This window comes from Streptomyces sp. S.PNR 29 (assembly GCF_030386795.1).
In the GTDB taxonomy this organism is placed as follows: Bacteria; Actinomycetota; Actinomycetes; order Streptomycetales; family Streptomycetaceae; genus Streptomyces.
The window spans coordinates 91,301-114,839 of sequence record NZ_JANUQM010000013.1 but is presented as its reverse complement, the minus strand read 5'-3'; the positions used below and the strand labels follow the sequence as shown (position 1 = coordinate 114,839).

At 70.4% G+C, this 23,539-nt stretch carries 18 protein-coding genes and 1 tRNA gene; 8 read left to right on the top strand and 11 right to left on the bottom strand.

Annotated features, from left to right (window positions below; all coding sequences use genetic code 11):
* Window positions 1-484 precede the first annotated feature (484 nt).
* Complete coding sequence (serS, locus tag NW895_RS30785) at window positions 485-1,762, top strand: serine--tRNA ligase (protein WP_289939699.1); 1,278 nt, start codon at window positions 485-487, stop codon at window positions 1,760-1,762.
* Window positions 1,759-2,574 carry an HAD family hydrolase gene (locus tag NW895_RS30780; RefSeq protein WP_289939698.1) on the top strand — a complete coding sequence of 272 codons (816 nt, stop codon included), beginning with the start codon at window positions 1,759-1,761 and terminating at the stop codon, window positions 2,572-2,574. Before serS ends, NW895_RS30780 begins: the two co-directional genes overlap by 4 nt.
* 113 nt (window positions 2,575-2,687) lie before the next feature.
* Here NW895_RS30780 and NW895_RS30775 read toward each other — a convergent pair.
* The 6 genes from NW895_RS30775 to NW895_RS30750 all read right to left on the bottom strand — a co-directional run bounded on the left by NW895_RS30775 (window position 2,688) and on the right by NW895_RS30750 (window position 6,879).
* Window positions 2,688-2,775: transfer RNA gene (locus tag NW895_RS30775), tRNA-Ser, on the bottom strand.
* Between the two features lie 271 nt (window positions 2,776-3,046).
* A complete protein-coding gene (locus tag NW895_RS30770; protein WP_289939697.1) occupies window positions 3,047-3,301 on the bottom strand; it encodes a hypothetical protein in 255 nt (84 codons plus the stop codon).
* Between the two features lie 79 nt (window positions 3,302-3,380).
* A complete protein-coding gene (locus NW895_RS30765) occupies window positions 3,381-4,100 on the bottom strand; it encodes an ABC transporter permease (RefSeq protein ID WP_289939696.1) in 720 nt (239 codons plus the stop codon).
* Window positions 4,101-4,110: 10 nt separating this feature from the next.
* Window positions 4,111-5,022 carry an ABC transporter ATP-binding protein gene (locus NW895_RS30760; protein WP_289939693.1) on the bottom strand — a complete coding sequence of 304 codons (912 nt, stop codon included), beginning with the start codon at window positions 5,020-5,022 and terminating at the stop codon, window positions 4,111-4,113.
* Window positions 5,019-5,927 carry an ABC transporter permease gene (locus NW895_RS30755; RefSeq protein ID WP_289939691.1) on the bottom strand — a complete coding sequence of 303 codons (909 nt, stop codon included), beginning with the start codon at window positions 5,925-5,927 and terminating at the stop codon, window positions 5,019-5,021. The genes NW895_RS30760 and NW895_RS30755 overlap by 4 nt, the downstream gene beginning before the upstream one ends.
* Window positions 5,917-6,879 (bottom strand): ABC transporter ATP-binding protein, encoded by a 963-nt coding sequence (locus NW895_RS30750; RefSeq protein WP_289939909.1) that lies wholly within the window; start codon window positions 6,877-6,879, stop codon window positions 5,917-5,919. Before NW895_RS30750 ends, NW895_RS30755 begins: the two co-directional genes overlap by 11 nt.
* Window positions 6,880-7,134: 255 nt before the next feature.
* Between NW895_RS30750 and NW895_RS30745 the strand changes: the two genes are divergently transcribed.
* From NW895_RS30745 to NW895_RS30735, 3 genes are all read left to right on the top strand, one after another.
* The gene (locus NW895_RS30745) at window positions 7,135-8,892 is read left to right on the top strand and encodes an SDR family oxidoreductase (protein WP_289939688.1); all 1,758 of its coding nucleotides are present in this window, start codon (window positions 7,135-7,137) and stop codon (window positions 8,890-8,892) included.
* Window positions 8,893-9,181: 289 nt separating this feature from the next.
* Window positions 9,182-10,084, top strand: coding sequence for an LLM class flavin-dependent oxidoreductase (locus NW895_RS30740; protein ID WP_289939686.1), 903 nt, complete (start codon window positions 9,182-9,184; stop codon window positions 10,082-10,084).
* A gap of 78 nt (window positions 10,085-10,162) precedes the next feature.
* The gene (locus NW895_RS30735) at window positions 10,163-11,089 is read left to right on the top strand and encodes a Cof-type HAD-IIB family hydrolase (RefSeq protein ID WP_289939684.1); all 927 of its coding nucleotides are present in this window, start codon (window positions 10,163-10,165) and stop codon (window positions 11,087-11,089) included.
* 34 nt (window positions 11,090-11,123) lie between these two features.
* On the opposite strand, the gene NW895_RS30730 is transcribed toward NW895_RS30735, so the two are convergent.
* The 5 genes from NW895_RS30730 to hisC form a co-directional block, all read right to left on the bottom strand.
* Window positions 11,124-12,176: a M23 family metallopeptidase gene (locus tag NW895_RS30730; protein ID WP_289939682.1), complete on the bottom strand. Its 1,053-nt coding sequence runs from the start codon at window positions 12,174-12,176 to the stop codon at window positions 11,124-11,126.
* 122 nt (window positions 12,177-12,298) lie between these two features.
* The gene (gene cydD / locus NW895_RS30725) at window positions 12,299-15,793 is read right to left on the bottom strand and encodes a thiol reductant ABC exporter subunit CydD (RefSeq protein ID WP_289939681.1); all 3,495 of its coding nucleotides are present in this window, start codon (window positions 15,791-15,793) and stop codon (window positions 12,299-12,301) included.
* 12 nt (window positions 15,794-15,805) lie between these two features.
* Window positions 15,806-16,810, bottom strand: coding sequence for a cytochrome d ubiquinol oxidase subunit II (gene cydB / locus NW895_RS30720; protein WP_289939680.1), 1,005 nt, complete (start codon window positions 16,808-16,810; stop codon window positions 15,806-15,808).
* A gap of 20 nt (window positions 16,811-16,830) precedes the next feature.
* The gene (locus tag NW895_RS30715; RefSeq protein ID WP_289939679.1) at window positions 16,831-18,339 is read right to left on the bottom strand and encodes a cytochrome ubiquinol oxidase subunit I; all 1,509 of its coding nucleotides are present in this window, start codon (window positions 18,337-18,339) and stop codon (window positions 16,831-16,833) included.
* Between the two features lie 160 nt (window positions 18,340-18,499).
* The gene (gene hisC, locus NW895_RS30710) at window positions 18,500-19,579 is read right to left on the bottom strand and encodes a histidinol-phosphate transaminase (RefSeq protein WP_289939677.1); all 1,080 of its coding nucleotides are present in this window, start codon (window positions 19,577-19,579) and stop codon (window positions 18,500-18,502) included.
* Window positions 19,580-19,990: 411 nt separating this feature from the next.
* Between hisC and NW895_RS30705 the strand changes: the two genes are divergently transcribed.
* The 3 genes from NW895_RS30705 to NW895_RS30695 all read left to right on the top strand — a co-directional run bounded on the left by NW895_RS30705 (window position 19,991) and on the right by NW895_RS30695 (window position 23,480).
* Entirely contained in the window at window positions 19,991-21,103 is a 1,113-nt protein-coding gene (locus NW895_RS30705; protein WP_289939675.1) for a LacI family DNA-binding transcriptional regulator, read from the top strand.
* 225 nt (window positions 21,104-21,328) lie between these two features.
* Window positions 21,329-22,420 (top strand): metallophosphoesterase, encoded by a 1,092-nt coding sequence (locus NW895_RS30700; protein WP_289939674.1) that lies wholly within the window; start codon window positions 21,329-21,331, stop codon window positions 22,418-22,420.
* 193 nt (window positions 22,421-22,613) lie between these two features.
* Entirely contained in the window at window positions 22,614-23,480 is an 867-nt protein-coding gene (locus NW895_RS30695) for a hypothetical protein (RefSeq protein ID WP_289939673.1), read from the top strand.
* Window positions 23,481-23,539 lie beyond the last annotated feature (59 nt).

Genomic DNA, 23,539 nt, shown 5'->3' with positions numbered 1-23,539 from the left:
AGTCCGCTTCTCGACCTGGGGACAAGTCGACAACGAAACGCCACTCAGTCGACAAATCGCCCTACGGGGCGCAAGGCCGTTCACCGCCGCGCACACCACCCTTCGTCCACTCTTTTCCTTTGGTCACCCCTTTGGAGCGAACACTTTCCACTCAAAAGTGCGGGTAAGAGTGGTTCGCACCGGGAATCCCCGAGTCCACCCGCGCCTTTCGGAGTGATCAATAGCGAAGTCCACAGATCTTCCACACACCCTGTGGATAACTCTCCGGGGGGTGTGGACACCTGTGGACAACGAAGCCCCAAGTCCCGCTCCCCACAAGGAAATCGAGTCAACAGGCCGCCTTCTCCCTTACCCGTTCCAGGGAATGAGACGCCTTTTATTGACACACGTGAGCACATGGGGCAATTAGCTCATAACGGAACGTAAGCCATGGCTCGGAATAGTGAGTCGTGGGGCGTCACCCCGCACCGGTAGCCTTGACCACGTGATTGACCTTCGCCTGCTCCGTGAGGACCCCGACCGTGTGCGTGCGTCGCAGCGCGCCCGTGGAGAGGACGTCGCGCTCGTCGACGCCCTCCTGTCTGCCGACGAGCGGCGCAGGTCGTCCGGCGTCCGCTTCGACGAGCTGCGCGCCGAGCAGAAGGCGCTCGGCAAGCTGATCCCGAAGGCCTCCGGGGAAGAGAAGGCCGAGCTGCTGAAGAAGGCCGGCCAGCTCGCCACCGACGTCAAGGCCGCCGACGCCGAGCGCGACGCGGCCGCCGCCGAGACCCATGAGCTGCTGCTCCAGCTCGGCAACCTCGTCCACCCGGACGTGCCCGTGGGCGGCGAGGAGGACTTCGTCACGCTGGAGACGCACGGCACGATCCGCGACTTCGCGGCCGAGGGCTTCGAGCCGAAGGACCACCTGGAGCTCGGCACCCTCCTCGGCGCGATCGACGTCGAGCGTGGCGCGAAGGTCTCCGGCTCGCGCTTCTACTTCCTCACCGGCGTGGGCGCCCTGCTGGAGCTGGCCCTGGTGAACGCGGCGATGGCCCAGGCCACGGCGGCCGGTTTCACGCCGATGCTGACCCCGGCACTGGTCCGCCCCCAGTCGATGGCCGGCACCGGCTTCCTCGGCCAGGCCGCCCAGGACGTCTACCACCTCGGCAACGACGACCTCTACCTGGTCGGCACGTCCGAGGTGCCGCTGGCGGCGTACCACATGGACGAGATCTTCGACGCCGACCGGCTCCCGCTGCGCTACGCGGGCTTCTCGCCCTGCTTCCGCCGCGAGGCCGGCTCGCACGGCAAGGACACGCGGGGCATCTTCCGCGTGCACCAGTTCGACAAGGTGGAGATGTTCTCGTACGTCGCCCCCGAGGACTCGCAGGCCGAGCACCAGCGCCTGCTGGAGTGGGAGAAGCAGTGGCTGACCTCGCTGGAGCTGCCGTTCCGGGTCATCGACGTCGCCTCGGCTGACCTCGGCGCCTCGGCCTCGCGCAAGTTCGACTGCGAGGCGTGGATCCCGACCCAGGGCAAGTACCGCGAGCTGACGTCGACCTCGGACTGCACCGAGTTCCAGTCCCGCCGCCTGTCGATCCGCGTCCGCGAGGGCAAGCAGGTGCGGCCGCTGGCCACGCTCAACGGCACGCTGTGCGCCGTGCCCCGCACGATCGTGGCCATCCTGGAGAACCACCAGCAGGCCGACGGCTCCGTGCGCGTTCCGGAGGTGCTGCGTCCGTACCTGGGCGGCCGGGAGATCCTGGAGCCGGTGGCCAAGTGAGTGAGGCCGCTGACCAGGGCTTCCCGTACAAACTGATCGCGACCGACCTCGACGGAACGCTGCTGCGCTCCGACGACTCGGTATCGCAGCGGACCCGTGAGGCACTCGCCGCGGCCACCGCGGCGGGCGCCGCGCACATCGTCGTCACCGGCCGTGCGGTCCCGTGGACCCGGCACGTCCTCGACGACCTGGGCTACGACGGTCTCGCCGTCTGCGGCCAGGGCGCGCAGGTGTACCACGCCGGCGAGCACCGCCTGCTCACCTCGGTGACGCTGGACCGTCAGCTGGCGGGCGTTGCCCTGGCCAAGATCGAGGCGGAGGTCGGCCCGCTGTTCCTGGCGGCGAGTCGTGACGGTCTGGACGGCGAGGTGCTGGTCGGCCCCGGCTACGAGGCGCACGGCTCGCTGCCCGCGACGCCGTTCGCGGACGCGTCGGATCTGTGGAGCGCGCCCCTCAACAAGATCTACATACAGCACCCGACCCTCTCGGACGACGAACTCGCCGAGGCGGCCACGCAGGCCGCGGGCGGCTTCGTCACGGTCACCATCGCCGGCGCGGGCATCGTCGAACTCCTCCCCCTCGGCCTCTCCAAGGCGACGGGCCTGTCACTGGCGGCACGCCGCCTGAAACTGAAGGCCACCGACACGATCGCCTTCGGCGACATGCCCAACGACATCCCCATGTTCGCCTGGGCATCCCGAGGCATCGCCATGGCCAACGCCCACCCGGAGCTGAGGGCGGTCGCGGACGAGGTGACGTCGTCGAACGACGAGGACGGGATCGCGGTGCTGTTGGAGCGGTTGCTGGGCTAGAACGCCGGCAGGTGCCTCCCCGTGACCTGAACGGCCTGGAGGGCCTGGACGGCCTGGGAGGCACTCGGCCTCCTGCACTCGGCCAGGTCCCAGGTCCCAGTGACAACGTCTCGCGGAGGATGCACGAATCGAACGTGCGCGGGCTGCTCAGGCCCGACCACGGTTCAGCAAACCGGTGCCTTACCACTCGGCCAATCCTCCGGGTGGGCGGCCCACGCGAGCGCAGGGCTCACGTGCTCGAAGCGGCCGCCCCGGGCAGTTCCCCGTGCGGGGCGGGCTCGACGGAGGGGTAGCGACTACTCCGGAACCCGCCTCGGGCTGCCCTGCAGGGAGCTCGGCGGACTGCCGTGCATGGACATCGCCGAACTCCTCCCCCGTACGTGGCGCCGGCTCGATCCGGCGTCGTGAGCACAACCACTGTGCCCCTACGACGGGTCGGACGCCACCGAATAACCGGGCACCGCATCCCCGGCTAACGCCGCCGCCACCTGCGCCGACGCCCCTTGCTGAAGAACCACCCCGCGGGCGGCTCGTCGGAGCGCCACGGCTGCGGCTCGGGCGCCTCGGTGCGCCAGCGTGCGGCGAGCGTCCGGGCCCGCGCGGACGGCTCGGAGGTCTCGGCGGCCCGGATGAAGTCCTCGTCCAGGACGAGGTCGTCCCAGACGTCGTCCCCCGCCCGGGACTCGGACTGTCCGCGACCGTCGTACTGCGGCGTCTCGCCTGCCATCCCCGTTCCTCCCAGCCGTCCGTCCGCTGTGCCCAGTGTGACCGGACACGGGTGAAGCCCCCGTCAAGATCCGTAACGCCTACTCCTCCCCGGCCAGCGTCAGCGACCGCAGCTTCTGCCCGGCGTACCAGGTCGCGAGCACGGTGACCGCGGCCAGCAGCACCGTCGCGGTGGTCAGCCCGACGTCCGAGGTGACCAGGCCCCCGTCCGCGACCTTCTGAGCCACCGCCAGCGACCACTGCTGGACGCTCAGCGTGCGCGCCCCGGGCACCAGGCTGCCGAACAGGGCCTCCCAGACCAGGGCGTAGACCAGCCCGAACACCACCGCGTGCCGGGACACCGTGCCCAGCAGCAGGAAGAGCGCGGCGTACGCGATGGAGGCGACCAGCGCGGCCACCGTGTAGGCGACGGCGATCTGCTGGCCGTTGCCGTTGAGTATCAGGCCCGCGATCAGCGTCGGCACGGCGGAGAAGACCATCGTCACGGCGATCGCGACGATCAGCTTGGTGTAGATGATCGTGGGTCGTTTGATCGGCTTGGACAGCAGATACACCACGGAGCCGTCGTCGATCTCCGGGCCGATCGCTCCGGTACCGGCGATGACGCCGATGATCGGCACCATGGTGGCGAGCGCGAACCCGCCCAGCACATTGGCCGCTGTCTGGTCGTCGGCTCCGGTGAGGGCGCGCACGATCACGGCGATCACGAGCAGCAGCATCGGGAGCGCGCCGAGGATGAGGGCCCGGCGGCGGCCGAGCAGGGCCCGGTAGGTGAGCCGGGCGACGGTGGGGTCGTACATCTTCGGCCTCCTACGCCGCGACCAGGTAAGAGAAGACGGACTCAAGGGACTCGTCGGACGGCGAGACCGTGAGCAGCCGGATGCCGTGGTCCCTGGCCACCCGGGGAAGCAGGGTCGTGAACCGGCCGAAGTCGACGGCCTGGATGCGCAGCGCACCCTCGGCGACATCGACTTCGATGCCGGACGTCGACGGGTCGGCGATCAGCGCGGCCGCGAGGGCGCGGTCGTCGCTGGAGCGCACCAGGTAGCGGTGCGGCCGGTCGGTCATCAGGCGGCGGATCCTGCGGAAGTCACCGCTGGCCGCGTGCCGTCCGGCGACGACGACCTCGATGTGCCAGGCGAGCTGCTCGACCTCTTCGAGGATGTGGGACGAGAACAGCACCGTGCGTCCCTCGTCGCCCATGCGCCTGAGCAGGTCCATCAACTGCATGCGCTGGCGCGGGTCCATGCCGTTGAAGGGCTCGTCCAGCAGGAGCAGGGACGGCTCGTGGACGAGCGCGGACGCCATCTTCACGCGCTGCCGCATGCCCTTGGAGTATGTGGCGATCTTCCGGTCCTGCGCGTACTCCATCTCGACGGTGGCGAGCGCCTTCTGCGCCGCTTTGGCGCCCAGGCCGTGCAACTCGGCGTTGGCCAGGACGAATTCGCGTCCGGTGAGGAAGTCGTACATCGCCTCCCGCTCGGGGACGATGCCGATGTGCCGGTAGATCTGCTCGTTGCGCCACACCGGCTGTCCGTCGAGGGTGACCGTGCCGGTGGAGGGGGCCAGGAAGCCGCCCATCATGTTGATGAGGGTGGACTTTCCGGCGCCGTTGGGGCCGAGGAGGCCGGTGACGCCGGGACCGATGGTCATGGTGATGTCATTGACGGCGACCACGTTGCCGAACCAGCGGGAGACGTGGTCGATGGAGAGCGTGGTCACAGTCCCACCTTCCGGTAGCGGCGCATCAGGAGGCCGTAGCAGGCGGCGATCAGGCCCAGGGTGACGAGGACGTAGACCGCGCCCTCCGCGGTCGTGGGGCCGACCCCTCCGGGGAACGCGGAGTTCGCGCCGAGGAAGGCGGACTGCACGCCGTCGATGAGGGTGATGGGTGAGAACAGGCCGATCCAGGCGATGGCTCCGGAGCTGTTCTGCACGTCCGCTATGGCCTGGAGCGTGGATACCGCGCCGTAGGAGATGGTCAGGACGGCGATGACGGCGGCGATGCCGAAGCCGCGGCGCGGGGTGACCGAGGCGATGACCAGGCCGATGCCGGCGAAGAGCAGTGAGAGCAGTGCCACGGAGAGGAGCCCTTGTGCGAATCCCTCGGTCTGGTCGGCGAAGTCGAGCTTGGCCAGCAGCGCGCCCGCGTAGAGCACCAGCAGCGGCGCGGCGGTGAGGATGAACACCGCCGAGGCCAGTGCCGCGTATTTCGCGCGCACGTAGTCGGCGGTCTCGATGGGCCGGGAGAAGTACAGCGGTACGGTCTTGAAGCGCAGGTCACGCGAGACGGACTGGGGTGCCTGGGAGGCGACGTACAGGCTGATGAGGGCCTGCATCATGATCGCGTAGCGTGTGTAGCCGACGGGCAGGTCGTTCGCCTTGGTGGCGACGGCGACCGCGACCATGATGGCGGCGGGCACGCACATCACCGCGAACAGCAGCATCGGCAGCACCTTGGACTTGGCCGAGCGGCCGAGGCCGTAGGCGCCGCGCAGGGACTGCGAGTACAGCGAGCGGCGGGCGTAGGCGCGGCCGAGGCGCGGGCCGTCGTAGGTGCGGTAGCCGATGTCGTGGATGCGGGTCTGGTCACCCGAGGGCGGTGCTGGGGAGTGCTCAACTGCCATGGCCGACCGTCTCCTTTCGCTCTGCGTCGCTGTTGGTGAAGACCTCCGAGATGTGGTGGCGGCGCTGTTCCATGCGCACCAGGCCGAGGCCGAGGTCCGCGATCACGTCCCGGACCAGGTCGTATGTCTCCTCGCCCTGAGCGGTGAGCAGCAGGACGTGGCCGGCGCCGGGCAGGCCGCTGCCGTCCTCGACGGTCACACCGCGCGCGTGCAGCGCGTCGCGCACCGCGCGGGTGCCGTCCGGGTGCTCGTCGGTGTCGGTGACCTCGATCGCGAGGGTCGTGGTGGTCTGTGTGAAGTCGGTGGTGGAGCTGGAGCGCAGCAGCTTGCCGCCGTCGATCACGACGACGTGGTCGCAGGTGCGTTCCAGTTCGCCCAGCAGGTGGGAGGTGACCAGGACCGAGATGCCGAAGTCGGTGTGGATGCGGCGGATCAGGGCGAGCATCTCGTCGCGTCCGACCGGGTCGAGGCCGTTGGTCGGCTCGTCCAGGAAGACCAGCTGCGGGTCGTGGACGAGGGCCTGGGCGAGCTTCACGCGCTGCTTCATGCCGGTCGAGTAGCCGCCGATGGGGCGGTAGCGCTCCTCGTACAGGCCGACGTGGCGCAGCGTGTCCGCGGTGCGCTCGCGCGCCGCGGCGGGCGGGAGGCCGGACATGCGTGCCATGTGGACGACGAACTCGGTGGCCGAGACGTCGGGCGGCAAGCAGTCGTGTTCCGGCATGTAGCCGACGCGTTCCCGGATGGCGGCGCCCTTGGTGGCGACGTCGAGTCCGAGCACCTCGGCGCGGCCCTCGGTGGCGGGGGACAGACCCAGCAGGATCTTGATCAGTGTGGACTTGCCGGCTCCGTTGGCTCCGACGAGTCCGGTCACACCGGGCCCGACGTCCACGGAGAGCCGGTCAAGCGCGGTCACCCGGGGGAACCGCTTGCTCAGGCTTTCGGTCGCGATCACAGTCACGCCTTCGACGGTAGTGACACGGACCACGCCGGTCGTCAGACCGCAGAGCCGTCTTGTTGTCAGCCTGCGGTATTACGGGGCCCTAAGGGTCACCCTGAGGTCGAACAGCGCAGCGCGTCTTTTCCGCGTCCGGGCGGTTGTCCACAGGCCCTCGGCGGCCTATTGACGCGACCTCTAACAACTGCCACATTCACCGGGGTCACCTTGCGAGCACGTACCGCAGTCGACGGGGAGCCGGGCGGAGGGGAAGTGACGGTGCTGGAGGGCGCGCGGGAGCGCTGGGTACGCACGGACGGGGTGGAGCTGTGCGTGGCCGAACTGGGGGATCCGGGCCGGCCGACGGTGGTTCTCCTGCACGGCTACCCGGACAGCAAGGAGGTGTGGTCGAAGGTGGCCGTCCGCCTCGCCGACCGCTTCCATGTCGTCCTGTACGACGTCCGCGGCCACGGCCGGTCCACCGCTCCTCAGTCGCTGCGCGGCGGGTTCACGCTGGAGAAGCTGACGGACGACTTCCTGGCGGTCGCCGACGCGGTCAGCCCCAACCGGCCCGTGCACCTGGTGGGGCACGACTGGGGGTCGGTGCAGGCCTGGGAGTTCGTGACGGTCAAGCGCACCGAGGGGCGGATCGCCTCCTTCACCTCCCTGTCCGGGCCTTCCCTGGACCACATGGGTCACTGGATCGAGAAGCGGGCGCGGCGGCCCACCCCGCGCCGGGTCGCCCAGCTCCTGGGCCAGGGCGCGAGGTCCTGGTACGTGTACGTACTGCACGCCCCCGTGCTGCCCGAACTGGCCTGGCGCGGCCCCTTGGGCAAGCACTGGCCGAGCATGCTGGAGCGCGGCGAGAAGGTCCCCGGTGAGGGCTACCCGACCTCATCGCTGCCGCGTGACGCGGTACACGGGGCCTGGCTGTACCGGGACAACGTACGGCCCCGGCTGCGCAGGCCGCGCACGGACGCGTACGCACACGTGCCCGTGCAGCTCATCACGCCCTTGGGGGACACGTTCCTGTCGGAGAGGCTCTACGACGACCTGGAGCGGTGGGTTCCGCAGTTGACCCGGCGGACGCTCTCCGCCCGGCACTGGGCACCCCGCTCCCGGCCCGACCAACTGGCCGCCTGGATCGCCGGGTTCGTGACGGCCGTGGACGACGGCCGACCGAACGTGTCGGCGAAGGGGAAGTACGCCGACCGCTTCGGCGGACAGCTCGTCCTGGTCACCGGTGCGGGCAGTGGTATCGGGCGGGCCACGGCGTTCGCGTTCGCCGAGGCCGGCGCGCGCGTGGTGGCCGTCGACCGGGACGCCGAGGCCGCGGCCCGCACCGCGGAGCGGTCCCGCCTGATCGGCGCCCCCGCGGCCTGGGCGGAGCCGGTCGACGTCTCCGACGAGCAGGCCATGGAGAAGCTCGCCGAGAAGGTCGCCGCCGAGTACGGCGTGGTGGACGTCCTGGTGAACAACGCCGGGATCGGCCTGTCGGGCCCCTTCTTCGACACCACCCCCGAGGACTGGAAGAAGGTCCTCGACGTCAACCTGTGGGGGGTCGTCCACGGCTGCCGGCTCTTCGGGAGGCAGATGGCCGAGCGGGGGCAGGGCGGCCACATCGTCAACATCGCGTCGGCGGCCGCGTACCTGCCGTCCAGGGCCCTGCCCGCCTACAGCACGTCCAAGGCGGCCGTGCTGATGCTCAGCGAGTGCCTGCGCGCGGAGCTGGCCGCCCAGGGCATCGGCGTGACGGCGATATGCCCGGGCCTGGTCAACACCGACATCACCTCCGCCGCGCACTTCGCCGGGGTGGACGCCGACGAGGAGGACCGGCGCCGGAAGCGCACCGCGCGGGTGTACGGGCTGCGGAACTATCCGCCGGAGAAGGTCGCCGACGCGATCCTGCGCGCCGTCGTACGCAATGACGCCGTCGTCCCGGTCACACCCGAGGCACGCGTCGCCCGCCTTCTGTCCCGCTTCGCGCCGGGGGCGCTGCGGGCCCTCGCGCGGGTGAAGCCGCCCCTGTGAGCAGGTTGACGAAACTCCAGAACGGGCGGCTCGTTGTCCACAGAACTGCCAATTCCCCTGTGGATAACCGCACTTGGTTGTGGATCAAACATCCGGAGTGGAATCAATCGCGTGATTCACGTCTCTCCCGGCCTGCTGCGGCATGAACGAAAGCACGAGAGACGAAAGCGAGATGGACGGCCGACGCACGGTCCGGCACCAGCCGACGGGGGCCCCGCCACGTCTACCGAACGGTGACACTGGGTGACTGTTTCACGTGGAACACCGTCGGCCCCATAGGGTCGCACCCATGAGTCTGCGTCTGAGCACTGTGATCCTTCCGTACCGTCGCTGGCACGAGGGCGGCCGTTCGGCATGGCAGCGCGCGGAACAGCTCGGCTTCCACACCGCCTACACCTACGACCACCTGTCCTGGCGCAGCTTCCGGGACGGCCCGTGGTTCGGTGCCGTGCCGACGCTGACCGCAGCCGCGTCCGTCACCGACCGACTGCGCCTGGGCACCCTGGTGACCTCGCCGAACTTCCGGCATCCGGTGACCCTCGCCAAGGAGCTGATCTCCCTCGACGACATCTCCGGCGGCCGGGTCACGCTCGGTATCGGCGCGGGCGGCACCGGCTTCGACGCCACGGCGCTCGGCCAGGACGCGTGGACCCCGCGCGAGCGTGCCGACCGGTTCGCCGAGTTCGTGCCGCTGCTCGACCGGCTGCTGACGCAGGACACGGTGTCGTACGACGGAGACTTCTACTCCGCGCACGAGGCGCGCAACATACCGGGCTGTGTACAGCGGCCCCGGCTGCCGTTCGCGGTGGCCGCCACCGGCCCGCGCGGGCTGAAGCTCGCCGCGCGGCACGGGCAGGCCTGGGTGACCACCGGTGACCCGAAGGTGAACGAGAACGGCACTCCCGAGCAGTCGGTCCAGGCCCTTCGCGGACAGGCCGAGAAGCTGGCCGACGCGTGCACCACCATCGGCCGGGACGTGACCACGCTCGACAAGATCCTGCTCACCGGCTTCACCCCCGACCGTGGCCGTCCGCTTGAGTCCCTGGACGCGTTCGTGGACTTCGCGGGGAAGCATCAGGAGCTCGGCTTCACGGAGATCGTGATCCACTGGCCGATCGCCGACTCGGACTTCGCGGCGGACGAGAAGATCTTCGAGCGGATCGCCATGGAGGCAGCGGCCCAGCTGCGCTGAGCCGACGGATCGAAGTTTGCCCTGGTGACGGGCCCTGTCCCCTCAAATGTGCGAGCTCTCGCACGGCCGTGCGGTCCGGTGCGGGACAATGGGCCGGTGACCTCAGCGACTCGACAGCCCGAGACCCCGGCATCCCCCAAGCTCTCGACTGCGTTCGAGCAGGGAGGTACCCCCATCGTCGCCCCGCGCCTGATCGCCACCGACCTCGACGGCACGCTGCTGCGTGACGACAAGTCGGTGTCACCGCGGACCGTCGCAGCGCTGGCCGCCGCCGAGGAGGCGGGCATCGAGGTCTTCTTCGTCACCGGCCGCCCGGCCCGCTGGATGGACGTCGTCAGTGACCACGTCCACGGTCACGGCCTGGCCATCTGCGGCAACGGCGCCGCCGTCGTCGACCTGCACGGCGGCCCCGGCGCCCACCGGTTCGTGAAGGTGCGGGAACTGGCACGGGACAACGCGCTGGACGCCGTACGGCTGCTGCGGGAGGCGGCGCCCGGCACGGTGTACGCGGTCGAGCAGACCTACGGCTTCCACCAGGAGCCGGCGTACCCGAAGCTGCACATGGAGATCCCCGACACCCTCGCGCCCGCCGAGGAGCTCCTGGCGCCGGACGGTCCCGGCTCCGACGAGCCCGTGCTCAAGATCCTGGCCTTCCACCCCGACCTCGACCCCGACGCCTTCCTCACGCTGGCCCGCCTCGCCATCGACGACCGCGCCAACGTCACCCGCTCCAGCCCCAGCGCCCTGCTGGAGATCAGCGGCCCCGGCGTCTCCAAGGCCAGCACGCTCGCCCTGTGCTGTGCCGAGCGCGGCATCTCGCACGAGGAGGTCGTCGCGTTCGGGGACATGCCCAACGACGTCGAGATGCTGACCTGGGCCGGCCAGTCGTACGCGATGGGCAACGCGCATCCGGACGTCATCGCCGCCGCCTCGGGGTGCACGGTCGCCAACAACGATGACGGGGTGGCGGTCGTGATCGAGCGGATGCTGGCCGAGCGGAGGTAGCCCGCCCCGGCCGTCCGGAGCCAGGCACCCACGGCTATCCGAGGTGTGCTCCGCGCGCCGCCAGCCAGGGCACCGGATCGATCGCCGATCCCATCTGCGGGGTGACCCGTACCTCGAAGTGCAGGTGCGGGCCCGTGGAGTTGCCGGTGGTGCCGGACTGCCCGATCCACTGCCCGGGACGCACGCGGTCCCCCTCGTCGACCGCGATGGCGGCGAGATGCGCGTACTGCGTGTAGTAGCCGCCCGGGTGCCCGATCACGACCTGCATACCGAAGGCTCCCCCGCACGACACCGCCGCCACCCTGCCCTCGCCGACCGCCCGCACCGGCGTGCCGATCGGCACCGCGAAGTCCTGCCCGGTGTGCCGGTTCGCCCACCGCGCACCGCCACTGCCGAAGCCCGCGGACAGCTCGTACGTCTCCACCGGCGCGACCCACCCACTGGCGAAGCTCACCTCCGGCTGGTCGAGCCGGACGGCATCGGGACAGCTTCCGGCCGCGACCGAGGCCTCCGCCCGTCCCTGCAACTGCCACCGCGCCTGCTCAAGCTTCTGCTCGATATCTCTCTTCAATACGGCGAGTGCGGCGTTCCGCTGCTCCAGCTCCTGCCACTTGGCCGCGGCCCTCGCCTCGTCGGCCGCGAGCCGCGCCTCGGCGCGGCGGCTCTTCTCGATGGCGTTGTTGACGGCGATATTCGTCTGCGCCAGCGCATGCTGACCGCGCATCAGCTCGTCCGGGCTGTCCGCGAGCATCATCCGGGCGGTCAGCGGCAGCCCGCCACCGTGGCGGTACTGGGCACGTGCCATCCGGCCCAGGTCCTCTTGCATGACGTCGATGCGCCGCCGTTGCCGGTCGAGAAGCTTCTCCAGCCGCTGGGCCTGAGCCCGGTGCGCCTCGGCCTCGCGCCGACCGGCCTCGTACCGCTGCGTCGCCACGGCCGCGTCCTCGTACAGCCGCGCCACCTGCGCGCTGATGCCGGAACCGGTACCGCCGGCCCCGTCCGGGACGTCGTCGGGCCGGGCCGCGAGCACGGCGAGCGCGCACAGCAGCGTCGTGAGCAGCAGCGGACGTCGGCGAAATGAGCGCATGTCAGCGATCGTGGCGCGCGCTGCGGGTCGCGGTCCTGTTCAACTCGTACGCACGGGGTACCAGTCGCACGGATGGCTCAGTGCGACGACCGCCCGGTCCGGTTCGGTCGCGCGGTCAGTCGCTACCGGGTACCCGCCAGCACGTCCGCCTCCGCCTCCCGCTCGGCCATCGCCCGGAGCGGCCCCTGCACAGCGGCCAGTTCCGCGAACGTCCCCCGCTGCACCACACGCCCCTCGTCCAGTACGACCACCTCGTCCACGGCCCCCAGGCCGGCCAGCCGGTGAGTGATGAGCAAGGTCGTACGGCCCTCGGTGGCGGCCAGCAGGTCGGCGGTGAGCGCGTCGGCGGTCGGCAGGTCCAGATGCTCGGCCGGCTCGTCGAGCACGAGGACGGGGAAGTCGGCGAGCAGCGCGCGGGCGAGCGCCAGCCGCTGCCGCTGGCCGCCGGACAGCCACGCACCGTGCTCCCCGACCAGCGTGTCGAGCCCGTCGGGCAGCCCGTCCGCCCAGTCGAGCAGCCGGGCCCGCGCGAGCGCCTCACGCAGCTCGGCTTCGGTGGCGTCCCGCTTGGCCAGGAGCAGGTTCTCGCGCACCGAGCTGTCGAAGAGGTGCGCGTCCTGGGCGCACAGCCCGACGAGCCGCCGTACGTCGTCGCTGTCGAGCGCGTACGCGTCGACGCCGGCCAGCGTGTACGAGCCGGCGTCCGCGTCCAGGAAGCGGAGCAGCACCTGGGCCAGCGTCGTCTTGCCGGACCCGGACGGCCCGACCACGGCGATCCGGCGGCCCTTCTCCAAGGTCAGGTCGAGCCCGGCGAGCGCGTCCCGGCCCTGCCCGGCATGCCGGGCGGCCAGGCCCCTGACCACGACCGGGAACGGTGTCGCGGGCGCCTGCCTGGGCCGCACCGGCTCCCGTACGGGCTCAGGCGCGTCGAGCACCTCGTACACGCGCTCGCCACTCCTGCGGACCCGCTGCCGGTACTGCACGGCGAGCGGCAGCCCGAGAACGGCCTCGAAGGCGGCCAGCGGGGTGAGGACGACGACGGCCATCGCGACGCCACTGAGCCGCCCGGCGGCGACGGCCTGCGCTCCGACGAGGGCGGAGCCCGCCACGGTCAGCCCGGAGACCAGGGCGGTGAGCCCGTCGCCGAGGGCGGTGGCGGTGGCGGCGCGCGAGGCGATCCGGGTCAGCACGGCATCGGCGCGCCGCGCCTCGGCGGCACGGGCCGGCAGGGCGCCGGCGACCGCCAGCTCGGCGGTGCCGGTGAGCAGGTCGGTCACCCGCGTCGCGAGCACGCCTCGGGCGGGGGCCAGCCTGCGCTCGGCCCGTCGCGCCACGGCACCGGTGATCAGCGGGACACCCGCCCCGGCCACCAGCAGCCCGACCGCCAGGACCGCACCGGCCTCGGGCAGCAGCCACGCCGTGAAGCCGACGGACCCGGCGCACACGGCCACGGCGGCGCCGGCCGGCAGCAGCCAGCGCAGCCAGTAGTCCTGCAGCGCGTCCACGTCGGCGACCAGACGGGTGAGCAGGTCACCGCGGCGGCTGCGGCGCAGCCCGGCGGGCGCCAGCCGCTCCAGCCGCCGGTAGACGGCGACCCGGGTGTCGGCCAGCATCCGCAGTACGGCGTCGTGCGACACGAGCCGCTCGGCGTACCGGAACACGGCCCGCCCGATCCCGAAGGCCCGCGTCGCCGTCACGGCCACCATCAGATACAGCACGGGTGGCTGCTGCGAGGCCCGCGAGATGAGCCATCCAGAAGTGGCCATGAGCCCGACGGCACTGCCGAGGGCAAGGCTGCCGAGCAACAGCGCGAGACCGAGCCGCCCGCGCCGGGCGCCGGACAGCCCACGGACCCGGGCCAGGACGCCACCCGGGCGGCTGGTGAGCTCCGTCTCCTGTGCCACGGGAACGGACCTGTCGCCGGGCACCGCGGCCACCGGACGCGCCTGCGCGCTCGTGGCCCCCGCTTGCCCGCCCACGGGACCCTCGGCCTCCGCCAGCCGCACCACCCGGTCCGCCACCGCCAGCAACGCGGGCCGGTGCACCACGAGCAGCACCGTCCGCCCCGCAGCCAGCCGCCGCACCGCCTCCACGACCTCGGCCTCGGTGGCACCGTCGAGAGCGGCCGTCGGCTCGTCCAGCAGCAGCACGGGCCGGTCCGCGAGAAACGCCCGGGCCAGCGCGAGCCGCTGCCGCTGCCCGGCGGACAGCCCGGCGCCGTCCTCACCGAGCACGGTGGCGGCACCCTCGGGCAGCGCGTCCACGAACTCCAGCGCCCCGGCGTCCCGCAGCGCCCGCCGGACGGCGTCGTCGTCCGCGTCGGGCCGGGCCAGCCGCACATTCTCGGCGATCGTCCCGGCGTACAGGTGCGGCCGCTGCGGCACCCAGGCCACACGCGCGTGCCACTGCTCCCGGTCGACGTCGGCGAGATCGGCTCCCCCGACGCGCACCCGCCCCTCGGTCGGCCGCACGAATCCCAGCAGTACGTTGAGCAGCGTCGACTTGCCCGCACCGCTGGGCCCCACGAGCGCGACCGTCTCCCCGGGCTCCACGGCAAGGGTCACATCGGACACGGCGTCCACGGACCGCCCGGGGTAGCGGACCGTCACGCCCTCGAAGGAGAGGGCGCCCGCCGGCACCGTGCCGGCCCCCCGTGCCGGCACGGGCGTCTCCAGGACCGCGAAGATCTCCTCGGCCGCGGCGAGCCCCTCGGCCGCCGCGTGGTACTGCGCCCCGACCTGCCGCAGCGGCAGATACGCCTCCGGTGCGAGCACGAGGATGACCAGCCCGACGTACAGGTCCATCTCGCCGTGGACGAGCCGCATGCCGATCGTCACGGCCACCAGTGCCACCGAGATCGTGGCGAGCAGTTCCAGCGCGAACGACGAGAGGAAAGCGATCCGCAGCGTCCGCATGGTGGCCTGCCGGTACGCGCCGGTGATCCGCCGGATGGACTCGGCCTGCGCCTTGGCCCGCCCGAACACCTTCAGCGTCGGCAGCCCCGCGACCACGTCCAGAAAGTGCCCGGACAGCCGGGACAGCAGCCGCCACTGACGGTCCATCCGGGACTGCGTGGCCCAGCCGATCAGCATCATGAAGACCGGGATGAGCGGAAGGGTACCGACGATGATGGCGGCCGACACCCAGTCCTCGGTGACGATCCGCGCCAGCACTGCCACCGGCACGACCACCGCGAGCCCCAACTGCGGCAGATAGCGCGAGAAGTAGTCGTCGAGTGCGTCGACTCCCCGCGTGGCCAGGGCGACCAGGGATCCGGTCCGCTGTGCGCTCAGCCAGCCTGGACCGAGCGCCGTCGCCCGCTCCAGCAACCGGCCCCGCAGCTCCGACTTCACCGCCGCGCTCGCCCGGTGGGCCGCCAGCTCGGTGAGCCAGCCGACCAGGGCACGGCCGCAGGCGACGGTCACCAGCAGCAGCAGGGGGGTACGGAGTCCGGAGACCGACAGTCCCTGCTGGAACGCCCCGACCACCACCTCGGCGAGGAGCATCGCCTGGGCGATGACCAGCCCGGCTCCGACGGCCCCCAGGCCGACGACCGCCATCAGGAAGAGCCGGGTGGCGCGGGCGTGTCGCAGCAGACGCGGATCGATTGGTTTCACGTGAAACACACCTCAGTGCACGGGCTCGGCGATGTGCTGGGTACCGATCCGCTTGCGGAACACCCAGTAGGTCCAGCCCTGGTAGAGCAGCACCACCGGCGTGGCGATCGCCGCGAGCCAGGTCATGATCTTCAGGGTGTACGCGCCGGACGAGGCGTTGGTGACGGTCAGGCTCCACTCCGGGTTGAGCGTGGACGGCATGACGTTCGGGAAGAGCGTCAGGAAGAGCATCGCCACGACGGCCACGATGGTGACGCCGGACAGCGCGAAGGACCACCCCTCACGTCCCGCCTGGTTCGCCCCCAGCGCGGCTACCAGCGCGCCGACGGCCACGACCAGGGCGACCAGGCTCTTGCCGTCACCGCTGTCGACCTGGGTCCACAGCAGGAAGACCACCGCCAGCGCGGCCGTGACCAGTCCCACGCGCAGCGCCAGCTTCCGCGCCCGCTCCCGGATGTCCCCGACGGTCTTGAGTGCCGTGAAGACCGCCCCGTGGAAGGTGAACAGGGTGAGCGTCACCAGGCCGCCGAGGAGCGCGTACGGGTTGAGCAGGTCGCCGACGCTGCCGACGTACTCCAGGTGCTGGTCGATCTTCACGCCCCGCACGATGTTGCCGAAGGCCACGCCCCACAGGAACGCCGGAATCAGCGAGGTCCAGAAGATCGCGGTCTCCCAGTTGCGCTGCCAGCTCTCCTCCGGCCTCTTGGCCCGGTACTCGAAGGCGACGCCCCGGACGATCAGGCAGATCAGGATGGCCAGCAGGGGCAGGTAGAAGCCGGAGAAGAGCGTGGCGTACCACTCCGGGAAGGCGGCGAAGGTCGCACCGCCGGCCGAGAGCAGCCACACCTCGTTACCGTCCCAGACGGGGCCGATGGTGTTGATCAGCACCCGCTTCTCGGGCCGGTTCCGGGCGAGCAGCCGGGTGAGGACACCGACCCCGAAGTCGAAGCCCTCCAGGAAGAAGTAGCCGGTCCACAGGACGGCGATGAGGACGAACCAGACGTCGTGCAGTTCCATGACTGTGCAGCTCCCTCGGCCTAGTACGAGAAGGCCATCGGCTTGTCGGCGTCACGGGAGTCGCCGCCGATCTTCGTGGGCGGGTTGAGGTCGGCCTCGGTGAGCTCGGGCGGGCCCGCCTTGACGTACTTGACGAGCAGCTTGACCTCGATCACGGCAAGCGCGGCATAGAGCGCCGTGAAGACGACCATCGAGGTGAGGACCTCGGCCTGGGAGACACCGGGGGAGACCGCGTCGCGGGTCTGGAAGAGGCCGTAGACGACCCACGGCTGGCGGCCCATCTCGGTGAAGATCCAGCCCCAGGAGTTGGCGATGAGCGGGAAGCCGAGCGTGAGGACGGCGATCCGCCAGTACCACTTCGTCAGCGTCGGGCCGAGCGCCTTCGTGGGGAGCAGCACGAGGTGCGGCACCTCGTCGTCGCCCACCCTCAGGTGCCGCGGCAGGAGGAACTTCTTCCGGGTCAGCCACAGTCCGGCCAGCCCGAGGGCGAAGGACGTCATGCCGAACCCGATCATCCAGCGGAAGCCCCAGTAGGCGACCGGGATGTTGGGCCGGTAGTCGCCGGGCCCGTACTTCTCCTGCTCCGCCTTGTTGACGTCGTTGATGCCGGGGACGTACGAGCTGAAGTCGTCCTTGGCGAGGAAGGACAGCAGACCCGGGATCTCGATGGCGACCTTGTTGTGGCCCTTGTCGACGTCACCGACGGCGAAGACCGAGAAGGGCGCGGGCGCCTCGCCGTCCCACAGCGCCTCGGCCGCGGCCATCTTCATCGGCTGCTGCTCGTACATGACCTTGCCGAGAGTGTCGCCGCTGATCGCGGTGAGCAGGCCCCCGATGACCACGGTGACCAGCCCGAGTCGCAGCGAGGTCTTCATCTCACGGATGTGCTTCTTGCGGGAGAGGTGGTAGGCGGCGATACCCACCATGAACGCGCCGCCGGTGAGGAAGGCCGCGGAGAGGGTGTGGAAGGCCTGGCTGAGCGCGGTGTTCTGGGTCAGAACCAGCCAGAAGTCGGTGAGCTCCGCCCGGCCCTTCGCCTCGTTGATCTTGTAACCGACCGGGTGCTGCATCCACGAGTTGGCCGCGAGGATGAAGTACGCCGAGAGGATCGTGCCGATCGAGACCATCCATATGCAGGCCAGGTGGAGCTTCTTCGGCAGCTTGTCCCAGCCGAAGATCCACAGGCCGATGAAGGTCGACTCGAAGAAGAAGGCGATCAGGGCCTCGAAGGCGAGCGGCGCACCGAAGACGTCACCGACGAACCGGGAGTAGTCGGACCAGTTCATGCCGAACTGGAACTCCTGCACGATGCCGGTGACCACACCCATCGCGATGTTGATCAGAAAAAGCTTGCCCCAGAACTTGGTCGCCCTGAGGTACTTCTCCTTCTCCGTCCGCACCCAGGCGGTCTGCAGTCCGGCCGTGAGGGCGGCCAGCGAGATCGTCAGGGGCACGAACAGGAAGTGGTAGACGGTGGTGATGCCGAACTGCCATCGCGCCAGGGTCTCTGGCGCCAGAGCCAGGTCCACGTCGCCGCTCCTTACCTACGCTTGTGAAAGCGTTCACATTCACAAGCAATTATGACCCACCGAGTTTTCAGGCAGGAAGGGGGGTCCCTGTTACGCAGGTGTGCCCCGTTTCACGTGAAACGGGGCACACGGCAGGTCGTACGCGAGCTGGTTCGGGGGACTAGAGCTCCTTGCGGAACGCCTCCGTCACCTTCAGGAAGATGTCGTTGGCCTCGTCCTCCCCGACCGTCACCCGCACACCCTCACCCGGGAAGGGACGGATCACCACGCCGGCCTGCTCGCACGCCTCCGCGAACGCGACCGTGCGCTCCCCCAGCCGCAGCCACACGAAGTTGGCCTGGGTCTCCGGCACCGTCCAGCCCTGGGCGCGCAGTGCGCCGACCACGCGATTGCGCTCGCACACCAGTGAGCCGACCCGGCCGAGCAGCTCGTCCTCGGCGCGCAACGAGGCGATCGCCGCCTCCTGCGCGATATGGCTCACTCCGAAGGGCACCGCCGTCTTGCGCAGCGCCGCCGCCACCGGCTCGTGGGCGATCGCGAAGCCGACCCGCAGCCCGGCGAGGCCGTACGCCTTGGAGAACGTACGCAGCACGCAGACATTGGGCCGTTCCCGGTAGATCTCGACACCGTCCGGCACCTCGGGATCACGGATGAACTCGCGGTAGGCCTCGTCCAGTACCACCAGCACATCGTCAGGCACCCGGTCGAGGAACCGTTCCAGCTCGGCCCGCTTCACCACCGTGCCGGTCGGGTTGTTGGGGTTGCACACGAAGATCAGCCGGGTCCGGTCGGTGACGGCGTCCGCCATCGCGTCCAGGTCGTGCACGTCACCCGGTGTGAGCGGCACCTGCACCGACGTCGCGCCGCTGATCTGCGTGATGATCGGGTACGCCTCGAAGGATCGCCATGCGTAGATCACCTCGTCGCCGGGGCCGGAGGTCGCCTGGAGCAGTTGCTGGGCGACGCCGACCGAGCCGGTGCCGGTGGACAGGTGGGAGACGGGAACGCCGAACCGGTCGGACAGCTCGTTCATCAGGGCCGTGCAGGCCATGTCCGGGTACCGGTTGAAGGACGAGGCCGCGGCCGTGACCGTCTCCATCACGCCGGGCAGCGGCGGATACGGGTTCTCGTTGGAGGACAGCTTGTAGGCCACGGGACCGCCGGCCGCGGCAGGCTTGCCCGGCTTGTAGGTGGGGATACCCTCCAGCTCGGCACGCAGCTTGGGGCTCGTCTCGCTCACCACAGTCCTCCTCGTGACCACCACCGCCATGAATACTCCTCACCCTATGAGGATTCCGCGCCGCTGCGTATAGGCGAGGAGTGACCTCCTCCTGCCGCTGTACACCGCTCCGGCATCACGGGCATCACCACTCGAAGGCGCACGAACAGAGGGGCGCGCTGCACATATATCTATGCGCCGGTAGCTCACGCCGTGGCGCGCATCCCCCGTGAAGGTGAGTTGAGACCTCATCGCAACATCGACCAGTTGGCAGGCCTATGCGCGCCGACAAGTCGCCTACTGGCATGGGATCCCACAACGTCCTTTGTTTCCAAGGGTGTTGCCTGCTAATGATCATGCAGAAACGTGCCTGTCAACGAGTGCATATGCGTCCGCCCTACCCCATCCGATGAGCCCTACTATCGGCTCGCCATGACAGCAGCAGGGAAGCACCAGGTGAGCCGCGCGGAAACCTCACGCCGAGGCAGCCGACCGGGCAGAGCGGGCATCAGGGACGTGGCCGCCGCGGCCGGAGTCTCCATCACGACCGTCTCCGACGCTCTCAACGGCAAGGGCCGGCTCCCGGACGCCACCCGACGCCATGTCCGTGAAGTGGCCGACCGGCTGGGCTACCGCCCCTCGGCCGCCGCCCGTACGCTCCGCACCGGCAAGTCGGGACTCATCGGCCTGACCGTGACGACGTACGGGGATGAACCTTTCACCTTCACCGAGTTCGCGTACTTCGCCGAGATGGCCCGCGCCGCCACCTCCGCCGCGCTCGCCCGCGGCTACGCCCTCGTCATCCTGCCCGCGACCTCCCGCCACGACGTGTGGTCGAACGTCGCCCTGGACGGCACGGTCGTCATCGACCCCTCCGACCAGGACCCGGTCGTCAGCGAGCTGGTGCGGCAGGGATTACCGGTGGTGTCCGACGGCCGCCCGGCCGGCTCGCTGCCGGTGACCGCCTGGGTCGACAACGATCACGAGGCAGCCGTCCTCGGCATCCTCGACCATCTGGCCGACGCCGGTGCCCGCCGCATCGGCCTGCTCACCGGCACGACCACGGACACGTACACCCACCTGTCGACGACGGCATACCTGCGCTGGTGCGAGCGTGTCGGCCAGGATCCGGTGTACGAGGCCTACCCGGCGCACGATCCGTGCGCGGGCGCCGTCGCCGCCGACCGGTTGCTGGCCCGCCCCGACCGGCCCGACGCGGTCTACGGCCTGTTCGACCCGAACGGCACCGACCTGCTCGCCGCCGCCCGCCGCTACGGACTGCGCGTCCCGGACGACCTGCTGCTGGTCTGCTGCAGCGAGTCCACCGTGTACGCCAACACCGAGCCGCCCCTCACCACGCTCTCCCTCAAACCGCGCCGCATCGGCACGGCGGTCGTGCAACTCCTCATCGACGCCATCGAGGGCGTCGAGTCGGAGCAGCCGGTCGAGCGGGTGATACCGACCGAGCTGATCGTGCGCACGTCCTCCCAGCGCCGTTCGCCGCGCACGACCGTCAGCCCGCCCCGGTCGCCCGAGGAGGAGTGAGGCGAGGGCGCGAGGGAAGAGCGGGGGAAGAAACGGGGCGGCCGTATGCGGTCGCGGGATGGTCAAAGCCCTGCCCAATCGGGGCGAAAGCCACGGTGAACTGGACTCTTGCTCCGATTCACCACCCCTGGGTCATCACATGGCGCGATCCGCATTCCTATGATGGGCCCACGACACCGCGGGCCGCTGCGACCAGGCAGTCCGAAGCGGTGCAGATGCGGCGCGATGGTGGAGGGGTCGATGACTCAGGGGGCCGGTCAGGGACCCGAGGTGGAGCGGACGGCGACGTTGCGCGACTTCCGGGTGCCCGCGTACGTCCACGAGACCGGTCCGTACGTCCACAGCACGCACCCCGGCGAGGTCGTCCCGCCCCACGAGGAGACGTATCCGGAGGGGTACACGCCGACACAGCGGGACCTCCCCGTCATCAATCGGGGTGACACTGTTCAGGTGACCGTCGACCCCGCGTCCGTCCCCGCCCCGCAGCCCGCCACCGGCCCGGGCCCGCTGTACGTCGTCGGCGACGTCCACGGCTACCTCGACCAGCTCGTGGCCGCTCTCCAGGAGAAGGGCCTGATCGACGCCGCGGGCCACTGGTGCGCCGGCACCACCCGGCTGTGGTTCCTCGGCGACTTCACCGACCGCGGCCCCGACGGCATCGGCGTCATCGACCTGGTGATGCGGCTGTCCGCCGAAGCCGCCGCGGCCGGCGGCTACTGCAAGGCGCTGATGGGCAACCACGAGTTGCTGCTGCTCGGCGCCAAACGCTTCGGCGACACCCCCGTCAACTCCGGCGCGGGCACCGCCACCTTCCAGGCGGCCTGGCTGCTCAACGGCGGCCAGAAGACCGACATGGACCGCCTCCAGGACCACCACCTTCAGTGGATGGCCCGTCTCGACGCCCTCGAAGAGGTCGACGGGCATCTGCTCGTCCACTCCGACACCACCGCCTACCTCGACTACGGCCGCTCCATCGAAGAGGTCAACGACACCGTCCGCGAGACGCTCACACGCAACGACGCGGACGAAGTGTGGGATCTCTTCCGCAAGTTCACCAAGCGGTTCTCCTTCCGCGACGAGGGCGGTGCCGACGCCGTGCGCTCGCTGCTGGATACGTACGGCGGCACCCGCATCGTTCACGGCCACAGCCCGATCCCGTACCTGCTGGGCGAAGTCGGCTCCGAGGACGGCGAGGACGACACCGGCCCCGTGGTCGCCGGACCGCACGTGTACGCCGACGGACTCGCCATCGCGATGGACGGCGGCGTGACCATGGCCGGAAAGCTGCTGGTCCAGCAACTTCCCCTGGATGTCTGAGCGTTCAGCGGGCAGGCGCTTCCCCATGGCGGACGGAGAAGTGACGGCACTGGCCAGAGGGCATTTTCGGTAAACCCCCTGTCACCGCGAGCCGTCATCGCTCTACCATCGGCTTATCCGTAGCAGGCTCCCCTCCGTTTCTGCCCGACGGCTCGTTGGCATGCGAGCCCCAAGCCCTACGGAGCATCGGGGGATGCACATGAACAGCGTTCCGCAGCACCTGCTGAGCGAGGACCGCCAGGAATACGAGCGGGTCCTCGATGAGGCGCTGCGCTCCGCACCACACCGCCTGGAACTGGCCGCTGTGGGACAGCGGCTCAACTCCGAACAACTGCGCACCATGGCACTCAACGCCTCCGCACTCATCACGGCGGCCGCGGCGACCGAGTACCAGCACTACGTGAAGGTCCGCGAGGAACTGCGCCAGCCGGCGCCGTCCACCCCGTCGTCCGTTCGCGAACCCGCCTCCGCGGAGTCGGACGCGAGCGCGATGGGGCTCGCCGCCACCATGGGCGAGGTCACCGAGACCGCCGGCGCGGGCGTGATCGCCGTCGTCGCGGTCCTGGCACCCGTCCTCGCCGGCACCGCCGCGGCGATCTTCCTGCTCGTCGGTTACATCCTCAAGATGCTCAACCCCGCGCCGGCGTTCGCCCAGACGATGCTCACCACCGGATGGGTCTTCGGCGCGCTGACCGCGGTCGCGATCCTCGTCGCCGCCGTAGGGCTGCTGCTCACCGCACTGCGCAACCGCCCCTCCGCCGAGTCCGGTGCGTACGCCGAACTCAGCGAGGAGGTGACCCTGGCCAGGGAGGCCTGGCGCGAGGCCCTGCTGGAGCGCGGCATCCTGCCGTTTCTGCGGGAGGCGCTCTCCGACCCGGGCACGGCGGCCTCGCCGCACCGTACGCCGCCGCCCACGCCGACCAGCCGCATCCCGCACCTCGGCTACAACCGACCGGGGTTCACGAGCCCCGGCGACGGCGCCTCGGGGCCGCGCCCGAGCTTCTCGAGCCCCGACTACACGAGCCCGGACTTCGGAGGGCCGGAGCACCAGCCGGAGTAGCGGCCGGCTTGCCCTCCCCACTGCGGGGAGGGCGCCTCCACGGGGCCCCGCCGTGGGAG

Bases quoted from the DNA above. Each gene is read 5' to 3' on its own strand.
- NW895_RS30770 (WP_289939697.1), bottom strand. From the start codon at position 3,301: ATGGCAGGCGAGACGCCGCAGTACGACGGTCGCGGACAGTCCGAGTCC.
- NW895_RS30765 (WP_289939696.1), bottom strand. From the start codon at position 4,100: ATGTACGACCCCACCGTCGCCCGGCTCACCTACCGGGCCCTGCTCGGC.
- NW895_RS30755 (WP_289939691.1), bottom strand. From the start codon at position 5,927: ATGGCAGTTGAGCACTCCCCAGCACCGCCCTCGGGTGACCAGACCCGC.
- NW895_RS30740 (WP_289939686.1), top strand. From the start codon at position 9,182: ATGAGTCTGCGTCTGAGCACTGTGATCCTTCCGTACCGTCGCTGGCAC.
- NW895_RS30730 (WP_289939682.1), bottom strand. From the start codon at position 12,176: ATGCGCTCATTTCGCCGACGTCCGCTGCTGCTCACGACGCTGCTGTGC.
- cydB (WP_289939680.1), bottom strand. From the start codon at position 16,810: ATGGAACTGCACGACGTCTGGTTCGTCCTCATCGCCGTCCTGTGGACC.
- NW895_RS30705 (WP_289939675.1), top strand. From the start codon at position 19,991: ATGACAGCAGCAGGGAAGCACCAGGTGAGCCGCGCGGAAACCTCACGC.
- NW895_RS30700 (WP_289939674.1), top strand. From the start codon at position 21,329: ATGGTGGAGGGGTCGATGACTCAGGGGGCCGGTCAGGGACCCGAGGTG.
- NW895_RS30695 (WP_289939673.1), top strand. From the start codon at position 22,614: ATGCACATGAACAGCGTTCCGCAGCACCTGCTGAGCGAGGACCGCCAG.